The sequence below is a fragment of the Microterricola viridarii genome (genome assembly GCF_900104895.1).
Classification (GTDB): Bacteria; Actinomycetota; Actinomycetes; order Actinomycetales; family Microbacteriaceae; genus Microterricola; species Microterricola viridarii.
In genome coordinates this window covers 2954486-2973141 of sequence record NZ_LT629742.1, presented here as the reverse complement: position 1 = coordinate 2973141, position 18656 = coordinate 2954486, and the positions used below count along the sequence as shown (strand labels likewise).

The window sequence follows — 18656 nt, the reverse complement described above, 5'->3', positions numbered from 1 at the left end:
CCCAAGGAGCCACCATGGCCGAGCCGACCACCCTCCAGTACACCGCCGACCACGAGTGGCTGCTCGTCGACGGCAACACCGCCGTCGTCGGCATCACCGCCTACGCCGCCGAGCAGCTGGGCGACGTCGTCTTCGTCGACCTGCCCGACTCCGGCGACGAGATCACCGCGGGCGCGGTCGTCGGCGAGATCGAGTCGACCAAGTCGGTCGGCGAGCTGATCACCCCCGTCGACGGCACCGTCACCGAGGTCAACCAGGCCCTCGTCGACGCACCCGAGCTGATCAACTCCGACCCGTTCGGCGAGGGCTGGCTCATCAAGATCAGCTTCACCGAGCTGCCCGCGCTGCTCAGCTACGACGAGTACAGCGCGCTCATCGCCGAATAGGCGCCGAACACCCGCTTCTGACGACCAACCAGAGAATCTCGAGAGCAATGAACCCCACCTCATCTGCATTCAATACCGACGCATTCGGACGCCGCCACATCGGCGTCGGCCCGAGCGAGCAGCAGCAGATGCTGCAGACGCTCGGCTACGACAGCCTGGAGGGCCTGGTCGGCGCCGCCGTGCCCGAGTCGATCCGCGTCGGTGAGATTCTCAACTCCGCGATCCCGGATGCCGCCACCGAGCGCGAGACGCTGGCCGAGCTGCGCGCCATCGCCGACCAGAACACGGTGCGCACCTCGATGATCGGCCTCGGCTACTACGGCACCATCACGCCGTCGGTAATCAAGCGCAACGTGCTCGAGAACCCGAGCTGGTACACGGCGTACACCCCGTACCAGCCCGAGATCTCGCAGGGCCGGCTCGAGGCGCTGATCAACTTCCAGACGATGGTCACCGACCTGACCGGCCTGCACACGGCCAACGCGTCCATGCTCGACGAGGGCACCGCGGTGGTCGAGGGCATGCTGCTGGCCCGCCGCGCCTCCAAGCTGAAGACGAACCGCTTCGTCGTGGATGCCGACACGTTCCCGCAGACGCTGGCGCTGCTGGAGTCCCGCGCCGAGGCTGTCGGGATCGAGCTCGTCGTCACCGCGCTGAACGCCGACACCGACGTGGCCGCCCTGGGCGAGCACTTCGGGGCGTTCGTGCAGTACCCGGGCGCCTCCGGCCGGGTCTGGAACCCGTCCGCCGTGATCGCCGCGACCAAGGAGCAGGGCGGCCTCGTCGTCGTCGCCGCCGACCTGTTGGCTCTCGCGCTGCTCACCTCACCGGGCGAGCTCGGCGCCGACGTCGCCGTCGGCACCAGCCAGCGCTTCGGCGTCCCGATGGGCTTCGGCGGACCGCACGCCGGCTACATGGCCGTGCGCGCCGGCCTGGAGCGCCAGCTTCCCGGCCGCCTCGTTGGGGTGTCCAAGGACGCCGTCGGCAGCCCCGCCTACCGGCTCACCCTGCAGGTGCGCGAGCAGCACATCCGCCGCGAGAAGGCCACCTCCAACATCTGCACCGCGCAGGTGCTGTTGGCCGTCATGGCGAGCATGTTCGCGGTCTACCACGGCCCGGCCGGCATCCGCCACATCGCCGTCACGACGGCGCTGAAGGCGCGCGCCCTCGCCGAGGTGCTCGCCGGCTACGGCCTGACGCTCGCGAACGACGACTACTTCGACACGATCCGGGTGCACGTGCCCGGCCTCGCCTCCACCGTGATCGAGCGGGCCCGCGCCCGCGGCTACAACCTCTGGGAGGTGAGCGAGGCCACCGTGGCGATCTCGGTGGACGAGACCACGACCGAGGCCGACCTCAGCCTCATCGCCGAGGCGTTCGGCCTGCCGGAGCGCACCCCGGTGCCCCTCACGCTCACCGCCGACGCCCTGCGCGCCGCCGTGCCCGCCGAGCTGGAGCGCACGAGCTCCTACCTCGGCCACCCGGTGTTCAACTCGCACCACTCCGAGACCCAGATGATGCGCTACCTCAAGTCGCTCGCCGACCGCGACTACGCGCTGGACCGCGGCATGATCCCGCTCGGCTCCTGCACCATGAAGCTCAACGCCGCCACCGAGATGGAGGCCGTCACCTGGCCCGAGTTCGCCGGGCTGCACCCCTTCGCCCCCGAGGCGGATGTCGTCGGCTCCCTCGCACTGATCGAGCAGCTGGAGACCTGGCTCGCCGAGGTCACCGGCTACGACTCGGTGTCGCTGCAGCCGAACGCGGGCAGCCAGGGCGAGCTCGCCGGCCTCCTCGCGATCCGCGGCTACCACCGCGCCAACGGCGAGCTGGAGCGCACCGTCTGCCTCATCCCGTCGAGCGCGCACGGCACCAACGCGGCATCCGCCGTGCTGGCCGGCATGAAGGTCGTCGTCGTCGCCTGCGACGAGCTCGGCAACGTCGACCTCGACGACCTGCGCGCCAAGATCGCCCTGCACGCGGAGCAGCTCTCGGCCCTCATGATCACCTACCCGTCGACGCACGGCGTCTACGAGCACGAGGTCACCGCCATCACCCAGGCCGTGCACGACGCCGGCGGCCAGGTCTACGTCGACGGCGCCAACCTCAACGCGCTGCTCGGCTTCGCCCGGTTCGGCGACTTCGGCGGCGACGTCTCGCACCTCAACCTGCACAAGACGTTCTGCATCCCGCACGGCGGCGGCGGACCCGGCGTCGGCCCGGTCGCGGCGAAGGCACACCTGGCCCCGTTCCTGCCCGGCCACCCGCTGGCCCAGCGCGCCGACCACGGCCCGTACGTGCACGCCGGCGGACCGGTCTCGGCCGCCCCCTACGGCAGCCCGAGCATCCTCCCGATCACCTGGGCGTACATCCGGATGATGGGTGCGGAGGGCCTCAAGCAGGCCACCGGCGCCGCGGTGCTGAGCGCGAACTACATCGCCGCGCGCCTGGCCCCGCACTACCCGGTGCTCTACACCGGCGACAACGGCCTCGTCGCGCACGAGTGCATCCTCGACCTGCGCCCGCTCACCGAGGCGACCGGCGTCACCGTCGACGACGTGGCCAAGCGCCTCGTCGACTACGGCTTCCACGCCCCGACCATGTCGTTCCCCGTCGCGGGCACCCTCATGGTCGAGCCGACCGAGTCGGAGGACCTCGGCGAGATCGAGCGCTTCATCGAGGCCATGATCTCGATCAAGGCCGAGGCCGACTCGGTGGCCGCGGGAATCTGGCCGGCCGACGACAACCCGCTGCGCAACGCCCCGCACACCGCGCAGTCGGTCGTGACCGGCGACGACGGCTCGGGGGAGTGGACGCACCCGTACAGCCGCGAGACCGCGGTCTACCCGGTGCGCTCCCTCATCCGCAACAAGTACTGGGCCCCGGTGCGCCGCATCGACCAGGCCTACGGCGACCGCAACCTGGTCTGCGCCTGCCCGCCGCCGGAGGCCTTCGCCTAAGCGGCATCGACACGCAAGAAGACGCACCACGACTCCGGTCTTGGTGCGTTTTCTTGCTTCTCGATGGCGCGGATGCCGCCGCGCGAGGTCACGGGTGGTAGCCGCCCGCGACGAGGGCCGCCCGCACCTCGGCCACGGTCCGCTCCGGCCGCTCGAACAGCCCGAACTTCCGCACCCGGATCACGGTCCAGCCGGCGCGGCGGAGCCCGTCCAGTCGGGTCAGATCGCGGTCGTACTGCCGGCTGCTCGTGCGGTGTTGGTCGCCGTCGTACTCGACGACCACCCGCCACTCGGGGTAGACCATGTCGACGCGTCCCAGGAAGACCCCGGCTGAGTCCCGCAACTCCCGGTTGAGCAGCGGCTCGGGCAGACCCGCGTTCACCAACACCAGTCGGAGCAGCGTCTCGGGTCGAGACTCCGCGCCGACGCGGACCCGCACAACCGCCGAGACGGCCGCACGCTTTCCGCGCCCCCGGAAGGCGCCCAGCGGTTCGGCCAACGCGGCGATGCTCGTGTAGGGGCGCGGGTCGCCGGGGTCGAACAGCTGCGGGTTGAGCACGAGGTGGTCGCCGACGACGACGAGCTCGGCCGGCGGCAGCAGCGCGGCCAGCTGTAGCCAGGTGTCGGCCGCGGTCGCGACGGGCAGACCGTAGCGGTTGCTCGCCGAGGCACCGCCGGCGGGCAGGTCGTGCCCGATGACTCCGCTGGTGTGCGGCGGGCGCTGGGGCGAACGAGCCGAGACGTGCAGCGGCTCGTCCGGCTCGAAGGCCCCGGCCAGCGGCGCACCCCACAGCCGCGCGGCGGTCAGCTGGCTGAAGAACTGGCCGGGCCGCATCCGCGTGGCGTACGCCTGGCAGCGTTCGAGCAGGGCGAGATCGAGCGAAGCTGGGACGCGAACGCCGTGGAACGGAGCCGCGAGGTCGCCGCTGCGCAGCCGCCCGACCGTGAGGCCGGATTCACGAGCGTCGGCGATGGAGAACGCGCGCCCCGCAAGCCCGGGCGGCAGGGGCACAAGACGCGGCATGCCCCATGGTCGCGCGAAGCGGCACAAGCCCGCAGAAGTTATGCACAGCCCGGGCGGCATCCGCTCATCGAGATGCAAGAAAACGCGCCAAAACTCGGCCGTTGGTGCACTTTCTTGCTTCTCGATGGCGCGGATGCCGGGGCGGCGGCCGCGGGCGGCGTGGCCTACGCGCCGAACAGGGTGGGGAACCAGAGCACGGCGAGCGGGTAGAGCACGAAGGATGCCGCGTCGAGGATCCAGTGCGCGACGACGAGCGGCATCGTGCGGCCCCACTTCTCGTAGCACCAGCCGAACAGCACGCCCATGGCGAGGTTGCCGAAGAAGGGGCCGATGCCCTGGTACAGGTGGTAGCTGCCGCGCAGGGTCGCGCTGCTGAGGATGATCGCCCAGCGGTTCCAGCCGAGCTGGTGCAGCCGGGTGAACAGGTAGCCGACGACGATGACCTCTTCGCTGAGTGCCGCGTTGGCTGCCGAGAGCAGCAGGATCGGGATCGTCCACCAGAAGGTGTCCAGCGGGGAGGCGCTGACGGCGACCGTGATGCCGAGCGCCCGCCCGCCGAGGTACAGGGCGATGCCGGGGATGCCGATGAGCGCGGCCAGCGCGAGGCCCGCGCCGAGGTCGCGGCCCGGCCGGCTGAGGTCGAAGCCGATGCGCCGGAACGGGCTTCGGCCCGGCCGCCACAGCAGGTAGAGCACGAGGGCGACGGCGAACAGGGCGAAGAAGATGTTGAGGAACTGGTACGTGAAGTCGAGCCACTCCCGCGTGGACTGCGAGGTGTTCAGCGCGGTGCTCTGATCGGCGAGCGGCACCGGTTTCGTCAGCTTGGCGATCAGCGAGACGATCGAGTAGACGGCGGATGCCCCGAGCGAGAGGCCGAGGACGATGACGACTTCCGTCCAGATCCGCCGGCGCTCCGCCCGGTCGGTGACGAGCAGTTCGCGCTCGCGCGTCACGACTGGCCGACGCGGCACGCCGGTGTGCCGCCGGGAAGCGCGAAGCGGTAGCGCGCGACCAGGGCGTAGGCCGCGGCCGCGGCCCAGGAGATCGGCGGGATCATCATCAGGTGCCCGAGCAGGCGCAACGCGGCGGCGGGCTGGTGCGTCAGCAGGCCCGCCACGGCCGCATGGCCGCCGAGCCGACGGCCGTCGACCACGAGCCAGACCTTGGCCGCGGCATCCGCCTCGCTCAGGCCGTATTCGGCCAGCTCGGTCCACTGGTATGGGGAGGCATCCGGCATCGCCGGGAGCCAGCGGCGGAGCCAGCCCACGGTGCTCGTGCAGAAGCCACAATCACCGTCGAAAATGAGCAACGCGGGTCGCGGAACAGGGGCAATGACCATGCGGCCATTCAACCACGACAGGCCCACGCAAGATCCTGCGAATTCACGCTCAATTAGTGGGCGATATGTAAGAATCTGCAAGAAATCGGCTCATGATGTTTCCTGTTTGTAACGGTTCCTCAGCGGATTTGCGCATGCCTCGATCGCTGCATACTCTCGGGGGTACTTGGCGCGGCGGTGCGACAAAAATCCGTGCTGCCGTTGCCCACTTTGCACAGGAGGAAAACTTGAAGATCAAGAAGCTAGGCCTCGTCGCCGTCGCTCTTGCTGCCGCCAGCGCGCTCGCGCTCAGCGGTTGCGCGACCGACACCGGCAGCGGCGAAGGCAGCACGAGCGGCGCAGGCAGCTCGACGGCCATCGTCACCACCAACGGTTCCGAGCCGCAGAACCCGCTGCTCCCCGCCAACACCACCGAGACCGGTGGCGGCAAGATCACCACGTCGATCTTCGCTGGTCTGGTGTCCTACACGGCTACCGGCAGCATCGAGAACGAGGTCGCAAAGTCGATCGAGTCCGACGACGCGACCAACTGGACCGTCACGCTCAACGACGGCTGGAAGTTCACCAACGGCGAAGCCGTTGACGCTGCCTCCTTCGTCGACGCATGGAAGTACGCCGCACTGTTCAGCAACGCACAGAGCGCCTCCTACTTCTTCGACAACATCGTCGGCTTCTCCTACGAGGAGGACACCGAGCTCACCGGTCTGCAGATCGTTGACGACAAGACCTTCACGGTCGAGCTGTCCGCTCCCGAGGCCGACTGGCCGCTGCGTCTGGGCTACACGGCATACATGCCGCTGCCCAAGGCCGGCCTCGCCGACATGGAGGCCTTCGGCCAGAACCCCATCGGAAACGGCCCGTACATGCTGGCCTCCGACACCGCATGGGTGCACGAAGAGAAGATCGACCTGATCACCAACCCTGACTACAAGGGTGTCCGCACCCCCGTCAACGGTGGCCTGACGATCATCTTCTACCCGACGCTTGAGGCTGCATACGCCGACGCTCAGGGTGGAAACCTCGACGTTCTCGACGGTGTGCCCGACTCGGCATTCCAGACCTTCGAGTCTGACTTCCCGGAGCGCTCGGCGAACCAGGCCGCCGCGATCTTCCAGGCGTTCAACATCCCCGAGTACATCGCGCACTTCAGCGGTGAAGAGGGCCAGCTGCGCCGTCACGCCATCTCGATGTCGATCAACCGCGACGAGATCACCGACGTCATCTTCCAGGGCACCCGTACCCCGGCGACCGACTACACCTCGCCGGTCATCAACGGCTGGACCGACAAGCTCGAGGGCGCTGACGTCCTCGCGTACAACCCGGAAGAGGCCAAGAAGGTCTGGGCTCAGGCTGACGCGATCGCTCCGTTCACGGGCGAGTTCACCATTGCCTACAACTCCGACGGTGGCCACCAGGCTTGGGTCGAGGCTGTCACCAACAGCATCGCGAACACGCTCGGCATCACCGCCGCTGGCAAGCCCTACCCGACGTTCGCCGCAATGCTGGACGACCGCAAGAACCAGACGCTGACCGGCGGCGTTCGCGCCGGCTGGCAGGGCGACTACCCCTCGATGTACAACTTCCTCGCCCCGCTCTACCAGACCGGTGCAGGCAGCAACTACGAGGGCTACACCAACCCCGACTTCGACGCCCTCCTCAAGGACGGCTCGAACGCCACCAGCATCGAAGATGCAACCGCGAAGTACCAGGCAGCACAGGAGGTCCTGCTGAAGGACCTCGCCACCGTTCCGCTCTGGTACTCCAACGTCGTGGGCGTCTGGTCTGACCAGGTCGACAACGTGGTGTTCGGTTGGGACTCCGTCCCGCTGTACAGCCAGATCACGAAGGAATAGCACTCCGCTACTAACTTCAGTTCATAGCTCGCCCTGCTGCCCGAGTCACAAACCCGGGCAGCAGGGCGACTAGGCTTCTACAGTGATTGTGACCCCCATGCTTCTCTCTGTGAACGGAGGATGCTGATGCTGTGGTACACCGGCAGACGTATTCTCCAGATGATTCCCGTCTTCTTTGGCGCGACATTCTTGATCTACTTCATGGTCTTCTCTCTCCCCGGAGACCCGATCCTCGCGCTCTACGGCGATCGCCCCCCCGCCCCTGGCGTTATTGAGCAGGTCCGGGCCCAGTACAACCTCGACAAGCCGTTCATCGTGCAGTACCTCCTCTACATCGGCGGACTGTTCCAGGGCGACTTCGGCACGACCTACTCTGGTCGCCCGGTCAGCGATGTCATGGCCCAAGCCTTCCCGATCACACTGCGCCTCGCCACCCTCGCCCTGTTCTTTGAGGCCGTCTTCGGCATCATCGTCGGTCTCGTCGCGGGTCTGCGCAAGGGCAAGCTGTTCGACGCGAGCGCACTCGTGGTCAGCCTCCTGCTGATCTCGGTTCCGACCTTCGTCATCGGCTTCGTGCTGCAGTACGTCTTCGGCATTCAGCTGGGATGGGCGCGCACGACCGTCAGCAGTGCGGCTCCGTATAGCGAGTTGGTCCTCCCGGCCATCGTGCTGGCATCCGTGTCATTCGCGTACATTGTGCGCCTGACCCGGGCCAGCGTCGCCGACAACCTGAACGCGGACTTCGTTCGCACGGCAACAGCAAAGGGGCTGTCTCGCCGTCGCGTCGTCTCTGTCCACGTTCTGCGCAACTCGCTTGTTCCCGTCGTCACCTTCCTCGGTGTCGACCTCGGAGCACTCATGGTGGGCGCGATTGTGACCGAAGGTATCTTCAACATCAACGGCGTCGGCGGTACCGTCTACCGCGCCGTGATCCTGGGTGAGGGACCGACCGTCGTCTCGTTCGTCGCGATCATGGTGATCATCTTCGTCGTCGCGAACCTGCTCGTCGATCTGCTCTACGCCTTGCTTGACCCGAGGATCCGCTATGCAAAATAGAAAATTCCAGGAGCACTTCGTTGCTCCGATCGAAGAGACACCTGTTGTCGCCGTCGACAAGCTCGACGAGTCGCAGAAGGCCCGCAGCACCTGGGATGACGCATGGGACTCCATGCGCCGTCGGCCGTCGTTCTGGATCTCCTCCGCGTTGATCGTCCTGATCGTCACGGTGGCGGCCTTCCCCGGGCTCTTCACCTCGGTGTCGCCCAACCTCGGCTGTGAGCTGGCGAACAGCAACGGGGCCCCGACCGCGGGGCACCCGCTCGGGTTCACCCGCCAGGGCTGTGACGTCTACGCGCGCATCATCTTCGGCACGCAGGCATCTGTGACCGTCGGCCTGATCGCGACCTTGCTGGTCACGATCAGCGGCATCATCGTCGGATCGCTCGCAGGCTACTACGGTGGATTCCTCGACGCGTTCGTCTCGCGCGTCGGCGACATCTTCTTCGCGATCCCCACCGTTCTCGGTGCGATCGTGCTGATGTCGGTCATCCCGGAGCGCACGCCGCTCACGGTGGCATTCGTGCTGGCTGTGTTCGCCTGGCCGCAGATCGCCCGCATCATGCGCGGCGCCGTGTTGTCAGCGAGCAACTCCGACTACGTCACCGCCTCCACGGCGCTCGGCGTGTCGAAGTTCAAGATCCTGCTCCGTCACGTGGTGCCGAACTCGATCGCCCCGGTGATCGTGGTCGCGACCATCTCGCTCGGCACGTTCATCGTTGCAGAGGCCACGCTCTCCTTCCTCGGTATCGGCCTCCCGCCGACCGTGATGTCGTGGGGCAATGACATCGCACAGGCGCAGACGTCGATCCGCACGAACCCTCAGGTTCTGCTGCTCCCGTCTGCTGCACTATCCATCACCGTGCTGTCGTTCCTGATGCTCGGCGACGTTGTGCGTGACGCACTTGACCCGGCAGCGAGGGCACGGCGATGACACAGATCCTGAACGAGAACCAGAGCGAGACCATCAATACCTCGGAAACGCCCCTGCTGCAGATTCGCAACCTCGAGGTGGGCTTCCGCACCCAGCGCGGCCTCGTGCCCGCCGTCCGCGGCGTCGACCTCACCCTCTACGCCGGCCAGAGCCTGGCCATCGTGGGGGAGTCGGGGTCGGGAAAGACCACGACCGCCCAGGCGATCATCGACCTCCTCCCCGGCACCGGATCGGTGACCGGCGGCGAGATCCTGTTCGAGGGCCGCGACCTGACCAAGCTCCCCGCCAAGGAGATCCAGGACGTGCGCGGGCGCCTGATCGGCTACGTGCCGCAGGACCCGATGTCGAACCTCAACCCGGTGTGGAACATTGGCTTCCAGGTCGAGGAGGCCATCAAGGCCAACGGCATCGCGCAGGGCAAGGAGGCGCGCCTGCGCGCCATCCAGGTTCTGCAGGAGGCCGGCCTGAGCGACGCATCCGAGCGCCTCAAGCAGTACCCGCACCAGTTCTCTGGCGGCATGCGCCAGCGCGTGCTGATCGGCATCGGCCTCTCGGCCCGCCCGAAGCTCCTGATCGCCGACGAGCCGACCTCGGCCCTCGACGTGACGGTGCAGCGCCAGATCCTGGACCACCTCGGCACGCTCACGCGTGACTACGGCACCTCTGTGCTCTTCATCACGCACGACCTCGGCCTTGCGGCGGAGCGTGCGGAACAGCTCGTGGTGATGTACCGCGGAAAGATCGTCGAGTCCGGCTCCTCGCAGGAGATCCTCGCGAACCCGCAGCACCCGTACACGCAGCGCCTGGTCTCGGCGGCGCCGAGCCTCGCCTCGCGGCGTATCCAGTCGGCCAAGCACGCGGACGCCGCGGCGCCCGCGATCTTCTCCGGCGACTCGCTCGACGCGACGCTGATCGCCCGCGCTGCAGAGCGCGAGCAGGCCGCGCCGGACAAGCCGCTGATCTCGGTGCAGAACGTCTCCAAGACGTACCGCATCCGTCAGCAGGGCTTCAAGTACAACGAGCTCAAGGCCGTCAACGGCGTGAGCTTCGGTGTGCAGCGCGGAACGACCACGGCCATCGTGGGCGAGTCCGGCTCCGGCAAGTCGACCGTGGCGAAGCTGATCCTGCAGCTGGAGAGCATCACCAGCGGCAAGATCGAGTTCGACGGCCAGGACGTCGCTGCGCTGAAGGGGGCGGATCTGCTCAAGTTCCGCCGCCGCGTGCAGCCGGTGTTCCAGGACCCGTACGGCTCTCTCGACCCGCAGTACAGCGTCGGCAACACGATCGCCGAGCCGCTGCTCGCGCACAAGGTCGGCACCGCCAAGGAGCGCCAGGCCCGTGTGCTCGAGCTGCTCGACCAGGTTTCGCTGCCGGCCTCGACGCGCTACCGCTACCCGAGCGAGCTCTCGGGTGGCCAGCGTCAGCGCATCGCCGTGGCTCGGGCGCTCGCGCTCAAGCCCGACGTGCTCGTGCTCGACGAGGCGGTCTCCGCCCTCGACGTGCTCGTGCAGGGTCAGATCCTGAACCTGCTCACCGAGCTGCAGACCGAGCTGGGGCTCACCTACCTCTTCATCACGCACGACCTCGCGGTTGTGCGTCTGATCGCGGACAACGTCTGCGTCATGAAGAAGGGCGAGATCATCGAGGCGGCGACGACCGACGAGGTCTTCGACAACCCGCGCGAGACCTACACGCAGGACCTGCTGGCCGCCATTCCCGGCGGAAACTTCGTCTTCGGACGCTAGCGTTCCGGGGGAGTAACCCGCAGTTCACAGATCGGCCCAGTCCCCGGCATCCGGGGGCTGGGCCGATTTTCTTGCAATTCAGGGTAAACTAGTCGCATAGGGTATCAGCGAACCTCGATTTCGCAACCGCAAGACCGGCCCTATCGCGCGCTTCATCAGTGCTCTTCTCAGCCTGATCCCGTCGAGCAGAGTGCTCGCCGCGAGGCGCAACTCAACGCACAAAGCAGACCAAGGACAAACTTTTATGGCACTCGCCACGCGCGATAACCTCCGAAATGTGGCGATTGTCGCCCACGTTGACCACGGCAAGACGACTCTGGTTGACGCCATGCTGCGCCAGACCGACTCCTTCGCCGAGCACGCGCACCTCGAAGAGCGCGCCATGGACTCCAACGAGCTGGAGCGCGAAAAGGGCATCACGATTCTCGCCAAGAACACGGCGGTTTCGTACAAGGGCAAGCACGCCACCAACGGCCCGATCGTCATCAACGTCATCGACACCCCCGGCCACGCCGACTTCGGTGGCGAGGTCGAGCGCGGTCTCTCCATGGTTGACGGCGTCGTTCTGCTCGTCGACTCCAGCGAGGGCCCGCTCCCGCAGACCCGCTTCGTGCTGCGCAAGGCGCTCGAGGCCAAGCTCCCCGTCATCCTGTTGGTCAACAAGACCGACCGCCCCGACGCCCGTATCGATGAGGTCGTCGCCGAGAGCCAGGACCTGCTCCTCGGCCTCGCCAGCGACATGGCCGACGAGGTCCCCGACCTCGACCTGGACTCCATCCTCGACGTGCCCGTTGTGTACGCATCGGGCCGTAACGGCGCCGCCAGCCTGAACAAGCCGGCCAACGGCTCGCTGCCCGACAACGACGACCTCGAGCCGCTGTTCGAGGCCATCCTCAAGCATGTGCCCGCCCCCGTCTACGACGACGAGCACCCGCTGCAGGCCTGGGTCACCAACCTCGACTCCTCGCCGTTCCTCGGTCGCCTGGCGCTGCTGCGCATCTTCCAGGGCACGATCAAGAAGGGCCAGACCGTGGCCTGGGTCAAGCACGACGGAACCGTTGCGAACGTGCGAGTGACCGAGCTCTTCATCACGAAGGCGCTGGACCGCTTCCCCGCCGAGAGCGCTGGCCCCGGTGACATCGTCGCCGTCGCCGGCTTCGAGGACATCTTCATCGGCGAGACCCTCGCCGACGTCAACGACGTGCGCCCGCTGCCGACCATCACGGTCGACGACCCCGCCATCTCGATGACCATCGGCACCAACACCTCGCCGATCGTCGGTAAGGTCAAGGGCCACAAGCTCACCGCCCGCATGGTCAAGGACCGCCTGGACCGTGAGCTCGTCGGCAACGTCTCGCTCAAGCTGGTCGACATCGGCCGCCCGGACGCCTGGGAAGTTCAGGGTCGTGGCGAGCTCGCCCTGTCGATCCTGGTCGAGCAGATGCGTCGTGAGGGCTTCGAGCTCACCGTCGGCAAGCCGCAGGTGGTGCTGAAGAAGATTGACGGCAAGACGCACGAGCCCTACGAGCACCTCACGATCGACGCTCCCGAGGAGTTCCTCGGCGCCATCACGCAGCTGCTCGCCGCCCGCAAGGGCCTGATGGACGGCATGTCCAACCACGGCACCGGCTGGGTCCGCATGGAGTTCGTCGTCCCGTCGCGCGGCCTCATCGGCTTCCGCACCGAGTTCATGACCATCACCCGCGGTGCCGGCATCGCCAACGCCGTCTCGCACGGCTACGCCCCGTGGGCCGGCGAGATCACCACCCGCACGAACGGCTCCATCGTGGCCGACCGCGCCGGTGTTGCAACGCCGTTCGCCATGGTTGCCCTGCAGGAGCGCATGTCGTTCTTCGTCGAGCCCACGCAGGAGGTCTACGAGGGCATGGTCGTCGGAGAGAACTCGCGCGCCGACGACATGGACGTGAACATCACCAAGGAGAAGCAGCTGACCAACATGCGTCAGTCCACCTCCGACTCCTTCGAGCGCATGACCCCGTCGCGCAAGCTCACCCTTGAGGAGTCGCTCGAGTTCGCCCGCGAGGACGAGTGCGTCGAGGTCACGCCCGAGTTCGTGCGCATCCGCAAGGTGGAGCTCGACTCGACCGCGCGTGCCCGCACCTACTCGCGCATGAAGAAGCAGAACCAGGGCTAAACACCCGAAGTCGAAACGGCCGCCACGCAATGCGTGGCGGCCGTTTCTGCGTCTGCGGGGGCCGGCGGCATCCGCAAAGCTGAGGAGTTCTCAGGGGAAACAGATCGGTACCGCCGGGCCCGCTCAGGGCGGGTTTCTACACTCGTCAGATTGCTTGCGCGCCCCGCGGCTGCGGCGCTCCCTCTGACCCGAAAGCATGCGCCGCACACTCCTCAGTTATGAGCCTCTTCCTTCCCTTCAGAACGTCCGCGTCCTCGCTCGCCGATGGCACCTCGCCCGACACCCGCCAGACCTCCCGCACCGTCCGCGTGCTGCTGACCGGCGTGGCCATGGCCACCTCGCTGGGCTTCGCCGCCTTGCCGACGACCCCGGCCGCCGCGCTCGTCGTGGCCGGCGAGACGGCAGATGCCGCGGCGGCGGCCCACACCGCGCCGGACTCCCAGACCGTCGAGCTCGCCGGCCTGCAGCAGCCCGTCGCAGAGCAGGCCGAGTACCTCGCCGAGGCCTACGTCGCCCCCGCGCCGGCTCCCGAGCCCGCCGCGCCTGCCGCGGCCGCTGCAACGGGAGCGGTCGTCTGGCCCGTGCCCGCTGGCACGCGCGTCTCCGACAACTTCGGGCCCCGCTCGGCGCCGTGCGACGGATGCTCGACATTCCATGACGGGCTCGACCTCAACCCCGGCGCCGGGACGCCCATCGTCGCGATGGCCGACGGCGTCGTGACCGTGGCCGCCAACGACAGCGGCGGACTCGGCACACACGTCGACATCCAGTACGTCGTCGACGGCCAGTCCGTCTCCAGCTCGTACGGCCACATGGAGTACGGCTCGATGACCGTCTCCGTCGGCGAGACGGTCAGCGCCGGCCAGCTCATCGGCGTCGTCGGCACCACCGGCCAGTCGACAGGTCCGCACCTGCACCTGGAGATGTACTACACGGATGGCGTGCGATTCGACCCGGCCGGATGGCTGGCCACCTACGCCGGATAGCCGGTTCCTCCCAGCTGCGCCCTCCTGGCCAGCCGTAAACTGAATGGGCGAGCGCGAAGCGTTCGCCAGAGAAGTCCTGAACGGAGCAACTCCATGAATACCCTACGCAGGCGAGTCGTCGCCCCCCTGGCCCTCGCGGCCGTGCTGCTCGGCGCCCCGCTGCTGGCTGGCTGCAGCAGCGTCGGCGACGCCGTCGGCGGAGCCGTCACCGGCGCCGTCGAGGATGCCACGGGAGGAGCCGTGTCGGTCGGTCAGATGCCGGCCGGCTGGCCGAGCGAGGTCCCCGTGATCGAGGGCGACATCGTCGGCGGCGGCAAGAACCCCGACGGCTCGGCCGGCTGGGTCGTCGTCATCAAGTCCACAGCGGCCGACCCGGTCGCAGACGCACAGGCGCAGCTCGAGGCCGCCGGCTTCACCCCGCCGGAGAACTTCACCCCCGAGAAGCTGCCCGAAGTGGACGGCATCACCGGGGCGAGCTACTTCGGCTCGAACGGGAAGTACGTCGTCATGGTCGTCGGCAGCGAGCAGGGCGTGCTCTACACGGTGGTGCCCACCTAGAGCCCAGCCCGTCAACGGCCCGGCCACCGATGCCCGGCGCCGCTGGCCCGACGCGCGAACGGGCCTAGGCGAACAGTGCCTCGCCGACGTACCCGCCCTGGCGCACCCCGGCCGGCACCGCGAACAACGCGGATCCCACGTGCCGGATGTACTCGTTCAGCGCGTCGTTCTTGGCCAGCTGCGACTGCACCGTCACGAACTGCTCGGGCGAGCGCTGGTAGCTGAGGAAGAACAGGCCGGCGTTCAGCCGCCCCAGCTCGTCGTTGCCGTCGACGAAGTTGTACCCCCGGCGCAGCAGGGCCGCGCCCCCGTTGTGGCTCGGGTGGGAGAGCCGCACGTGCGCCGTGTCGGCGATGAGCGGCTTCTCGGCCCGGCCGGTGATCTCGAAGTCCGGCTCCGTGAACTCGGTGCCGCCGGAGAGCGGTGCCCCCTCGCCCTTCGTTCGCCCGAACACGGCCTCCTGCTCGCGCAGGATCGTCCGGTCCCACGTCTCGATCGTCATCCGGATGCGGCGGGCCACCAGGTAGCTGCCGCCGGCGAGCCAGGCCGGCCCGTCGCCGTCCTGCACCCACACCTGCTCGTTGACCGTGGCGGTCTCCTCCGCCTTCACATTCGCGGTGCCGTCCTTGAAGCCGAACAGGTTGCGCGGGGTCGCCTGGGCGGTGCTGGTGGACGAGGTGCGCCCGAAGCCGAGTTGGGACCAGCGCAGCGTCGCCCGGCCGAAGGCGATGCGGGTGAGGTTGCGGATGGCGTGCACGGCCACCTGCGGGTCGTCGGCGCACGCCTGGATGCAGAGCTCGCCGTCGGAGGACGCCGGGTCGAGCATGTCGCCGGGGAAGTGCGGCAGCCGGCTGAGCACCGCGGGCTGGCGGCTTGCGATGCCGAAGCGGTCGGTGCCCTGGGCGTCGCGGAACAGCGCGGGACCGAAGCCGAAGGTGATGGTCAGGCCGCTCGCGGGGAGCCCCTGCGCCTCCCCGGTGTCCTCCGGCGGGGCGTCGTAGTTGCCACTGACGGCACCGAAGTCGCCGATGTCGCGGCCGGCCGTCATGGCGGCCGCGGCGACCGTCCAGTCCTGCAGCAACTCGATCAACTCGGCCCGGCCGGCGCCGCCGGCCATGTCGAAGGCCGCGAAGTGCAGCCTGTCCTGGGCCGGCGTGACGATGCCGGCCTGGTAGCTGCCGTAGAACGGGTAGTTGGCCGCGTTCGGAGCGCCGGCTCCTTCCCCGGATGCCGCGAGCACGGCGCGGTCGGCGCCGATGCCCAGCCCGATGCCCGCAACGGTGGCTCCGGCGAGGCCGAGCAGGCCGCGGCGGGAGAGCCCGCGCGGGGCGGCAGCGGCGTCATCCGTCGTCTGCTCCGCGCCCACGGGGCGATCGGCAGCCCCCTCGGCAGGATCGCCGGGGGAGCGGCCGTCAGGAGTGTTCATACGTTCCAGATTAGTTGAGCACGAGGGTGGCGGTGAGCTGGTTCAGCGGCTCGCCGAGTGCGTTCACCTGGTCGGAGAAGGCGCGGATCTCGGCCGGGCTGAGCTCGGTGTACAGGCGGAAGCCATCGCCGTCGCGCTGGGCGTCGAGCAGCGTCTGCAGCGCGGCGAACTCGGTGTCGAGGGTCGCGGCGAGATCGGCGTCCTTGGCCAGCAGGATGTCCCGCACGCCGCCGTAGAGCACGGTGGCGCCGTCGACGTTGGCCTGGAAGTCCCAGAGGTCGGTGTGCGACCAGAACTCCTCCTCGCCGGTGACCTTGCCGCTGGCGACCTCGTCCATCAGGCCGATCGCACCGTTGGTCTGCATGTCGAGGGTGAACTCGAGGCTCTGCACCTTCTCGTTCAGGGTCGCGGTGTCGGCGACGAGCTTCGCGGCGAGGGCCTGGCGCTGCTCCGGGGTGTACGCGGCGAAGCCGGCTTCGGCGTCGGCGGGCCAGAGGTCCTTCTCGATGGCGTGCCAGCCGGTCCACTCCTGCCCCTCCTCGAGGTCGGCCTCGCGGAGGTCGAGCATCGGGTCGAGGTCGCCGAAGGACTCCGCGACGGTCTCGACGCGCTCCCAGTGCACACGGGTCGGCGCGTAGAGGGCGCGGGCCTCGTCGTCGTCGCCGGCGACGTAGGCGGCGGCGAAGGCGTCGGTGCCGGCGACGAGCTGGGCGATCTGGTCCTTCACATACGCGGCGTAGTTGGTGTTCGCGGTGGCGACCTGGGCGGTGAGGTCGGCGTCGGCCTCGAAGTCGTGGCCGGAGTCGGTCACGGTGAACGCGGCCTTGCCGATTCCCGCGCCGATCATGCCCGGCTTGCACACCGTGTAGTAGTCGCCGGGGCGGGCCTGGATGACCAGGTCGCGGCTGATGCCGGGGCCGATGTTCTCGACCTCACCAACAATGCGCAGGCCGTCGCCGGCGAGGAGGTAGAACTCGGTGACCTGGTCGCCGGAGTTCTTCACGGTGAAGCGCACATTGCCGCTCGGGGCGGTGGCCGTGTCAATCGCGCAGGCGTCGGAGCTGCTGTCCACGGTGATCGCGGTGTGCTCGGCATCCGCCGTCGGGTTGTTGGCGACGCAGCCGGAGAGCAGCAGCAGGGCGGCGCCGGTCGCGGCGATGGAGAGGGTGGGGCGAAGCAGGCGTGACACAGTGGTCTCCTCGGTGGGGGTCTGGCGGTGCGGAGGTTGTCAGGCGGTGACGGGCGCGGATGCAGCCGGCGCCGGTGCGGGGCTGGGGCGCCGGCCCCTGCGGCTCTTCACGATGAAGATGGTGAGCGTCGGCACGACGTAGGCGAGCCAGACAATGGCCTCCAGCCAGGTGGTGGCGGGGGAGAAGTTGAGGGTGCCCTTGAGCAGGGTGCCGTACCAGCTGTCCGGCGGAATGACGGCGCTGACGTCGAAGGCGAGGTTGTGCAGGCCGGGCAGGATGCCGGCCTCCTGCAGGTCGTGCACCCCGTAGGCGAGCACGCCGCCGGCGACGACGATGAGGGCGGCCCCGGTCCAGGTGAAGAACTTCGACAGGTTGATGCGCAGCATGCCCGAGTAGAGCAGCCAGCCGAGGCCGACAGCGGTGAGGATGCCGAGGCCGGCGCCGAGGATCGGCATCGTTGTCTCGCCGGTTGCCTGTACGGCGGCCCAGATGAACAGCGCCGTCTCGATGCCCTCGCGGCCGACGGCGAGGAACGCGACGATGACGAGGCCCCAGCCGGTGCCGTCGAGGTGCTTGTCGATGTTGCCGTGCAGCACGCCCTTCAGGTCGCGGGCGGTGCGCAGCATCCAGAACACCATCCAGGTGACGAACGCGGTGGCGATGATCGAGAGGATGCCGCCGATGGCCTCCTGCGCCTCGAAGCTCAGGCCGTAGGTGCCGAAGGTGAGGATGGCGCCGATGCCGAGCGCGAGCAGCACGGCCAGCCCGATGCCGAGCCAGATGCGGCCGAGCAGGTCGCGCCGGTCGATCTTCACGATGTAGGCAATCAGGATCGTGACGATCAGTGCGGCTTCGAGGCCCTCGCGGAGGCCGATCAAGTAGTTGGCGAACATGCGTCTTCCGTGCGTGGAGAAGTCTGGGAGTTTGGTAAGGCTACCCTTAGGGCAAATGCCTTCGGAGGTTGAGAGTAGACCTGTGAAACGCGAATGTCCAGTCGCTCGCTGGTTAGGATGAGCCCCTGGGATAGTTCTCGAGCGAAATGGG

15 protein-coding genes are annotated in these 18656 nt (G+C 68.2%); 9 read left to right on the top strand and 6 right to left on the bottom strand.

From position 1 onward, the window contains the following. Nucleotides 1–14 precede the first annotated feature (14 nt). Nucleotides 15–386, top strand: a complete 372-nt coding sequence (gcvH, locus tag BLT62_RS13635) for a glycine cleavage system protein GcvH (protein ID WP_083364554.1) — start codon at nt 15–17, stop codon at nt 384–386. 47 nt (nt 387–433) lie between these two features. Then, nucleotides 434–3346, top strand: coding sequence for an aminomethyl-transferring glycine dehydrogenase (gene gcvP / locus BLT62_RS13630; protein WP_083364553.1), 2913 nt, complete (start codon nt 434–436; stop codon nt 3344–3346). 88 nt (nt 3347–3434) lie between these two features. Here the strand turns inward: gcvP and BLT62_RS13625 are convergent, their stop codons facing one another. The 3 genes from BLT62_RS13625 to BLT62_RS13615 form a co-directional block, all read right to left on the bottom strand. Beyond that, complete coding sequence (locus tag BLT62_RS13625) at nt 3435–4370, bottom strand: endonuclease domain-containing protein (RefSeq protein ID WP_172829716.1); 936 nt, start codon at nt 4368–4370, stop codon at nt 3435–3437. A 164-nt stretch (nt 4371–4534) separates the two neighbouring features. Beyond that, nucleotides 4535–5323, bottom strand: a complete 789-nt coding sequence (locus BLT62_RS13620; RefSeq protein ID WP_083364551.1) for a CPBP family intramembrane glutamic endopeptidase — start codon at nt 5321–5323, stop codon at nt 4535–4537. Continuing rightward, on the bottom strand, nt 5320–5637 hold the full coding sequence (locus BLT62_RS13615; protein ID WP_172829715.1) for a DCC1-like thiol-disulfide oxidoreductase family protein: 318 nt from the start codon (nt 5635–5637) through the stop codon (nt 5320–5322). Before BLT62_RS13615 ends, BLT62_RS13620 begins: the two co-directional genes overlap by 4 nt. A 299-nt stretch (nt 5638–5936) precedes the next feature. On the opposite strand from BLT62_RS13615, the gene BLT62_RS13610 reads away from it, so the two are divergent. The 7 genes from BLT62_RS13610 (at nt 5937) to BLT62_RS13580 (ending at nt 14996) form a co-directional block, all read left to right on the top strand. Beyond that, nucleotides 5937–7562, top strand: coding sequence for a peptide ABC transporter substrate-binding protein (locus BLT62_RS13610; RefSeq protein ID WP_083364549.1), 1626 nt, complete (start codon nt 5937–5939; stop codon nt 7560–7562). A 126-nt stretch (nt 7563–7688) separates the two neighbouring features. After that, on the top strand, nt 7689–8618 hold the full coding sequence (locus BLT62_RS13605) for an ABC transporter permease (protein WP_083365475.1): 930 nt from the start codon (nt 7689–7691) through the stop codon (nt 8616–8618). Next, the gene (locus tag BLT62_RS13600) at nt 8608–9552 is read left to right on the top strand and encodes an ABC transporter permease (protein ID WP_083364548.1); all 945 of its coding nucleotides are present in this window, start codon (nt 8608–8610) and stop codon (nt 9550–9552) included. The genes BLT62_RS13605 and BLT62_RS13600 overlap by 11 nt, the downstream gene beginning before the upstream one ends. Further along, the gene (locus BLT62_RS13595; RefSeq protein WP_083364547.1) at nt 9549–11297 is read left to right on the top strand and encodes a dipeptide ABC transporter ATP-binding protein; all 1749 of its coding nucleotides are present in this window, start codon (nt 9549–9551) and stop codon (nt 11295–11297) included. Before BLT62_RS13600 ends, BLT62_RS13595 begins: the two co-directional genes overlap by 4 nt. 244 nt (nt 11298–11541) lie before the next feature. Then, entirely contained in the window at nt 11542–13452 is a 1911-nt protein-coding gene (gene typA, locus BLT62_RS13590) for a translational GTPase TypA (RefSeq protein ID WP_083364546.1), read from the top strand. Nucleotides 13453–13670: 218 nt separating this feature from the next. Then, nucleotides 13671–14438, top strand: a complete 768-nt coding sequence (locus BLT62_RS13585; RefSeq protein ID WP_083364545.1) for a M23 family metallopeptidase — start codon at nt 13671–13673, stop codon at nt 14436–14438. Between the two features lie 93 nt (nt 14439–14531). Beyond that, a complete protein-coding gene (locus tag BLT62_RS13580) occupies nt 14532–14996 on the top strand; it encodes a hypothetical protein (RefSeq protein WP_133161194.1) in 465 nt (154 codons plus the stop codon). 64 nt (nt 14997–15060) lie between these two features. Here the strand turns inward: BLT62_RS13580 and efeB are convergent, their stop codons facing one another. The 3 genes from efeB to efeU are packed head-to-tail and all read right to left on the bottom strand — an operon-like array spanning nt 15061 to nt 18505. After that, on the bottom strand, nt 15061–16422 hold the full coding sequence (gene efeB, locus BLT62_RS13575) for an iron uptake transporter deferrochelatase/peroxidase subunit (RefSeq protein WP_083364543.1): 1362 nt from the start codon (nt 16420–16422) through the stop codon (nt 15061–15063). Nucleotides 16423–16432: 10 nt separating this feature from the next. Beyond that, nucleotides 16433–17611, bottom strand: a complete 1179-nt coding sequence (gene efeO, locus BLT62_RS13570) for an iron uptake system protein EfeO (RefSeq protein ID WP_156786351.1) — start codon at nt 17609–17611, stop codon at nt 16433–16435. 39 nt (nt 17612–17650) lie between these two features. Next, nucleotides 17651–18505, bottom strand: coding sequence for an iron uptake transporter permease EfeU (gene efeU, locus BLT62_RS13565; RefSeq protein ID WP_083364542.1), 855 nt, complete (start codon nt 18503–18505; stop codon nt 17651–17653). Nucleotides 18506–18656: the final 151 nt, after the last annotated feature.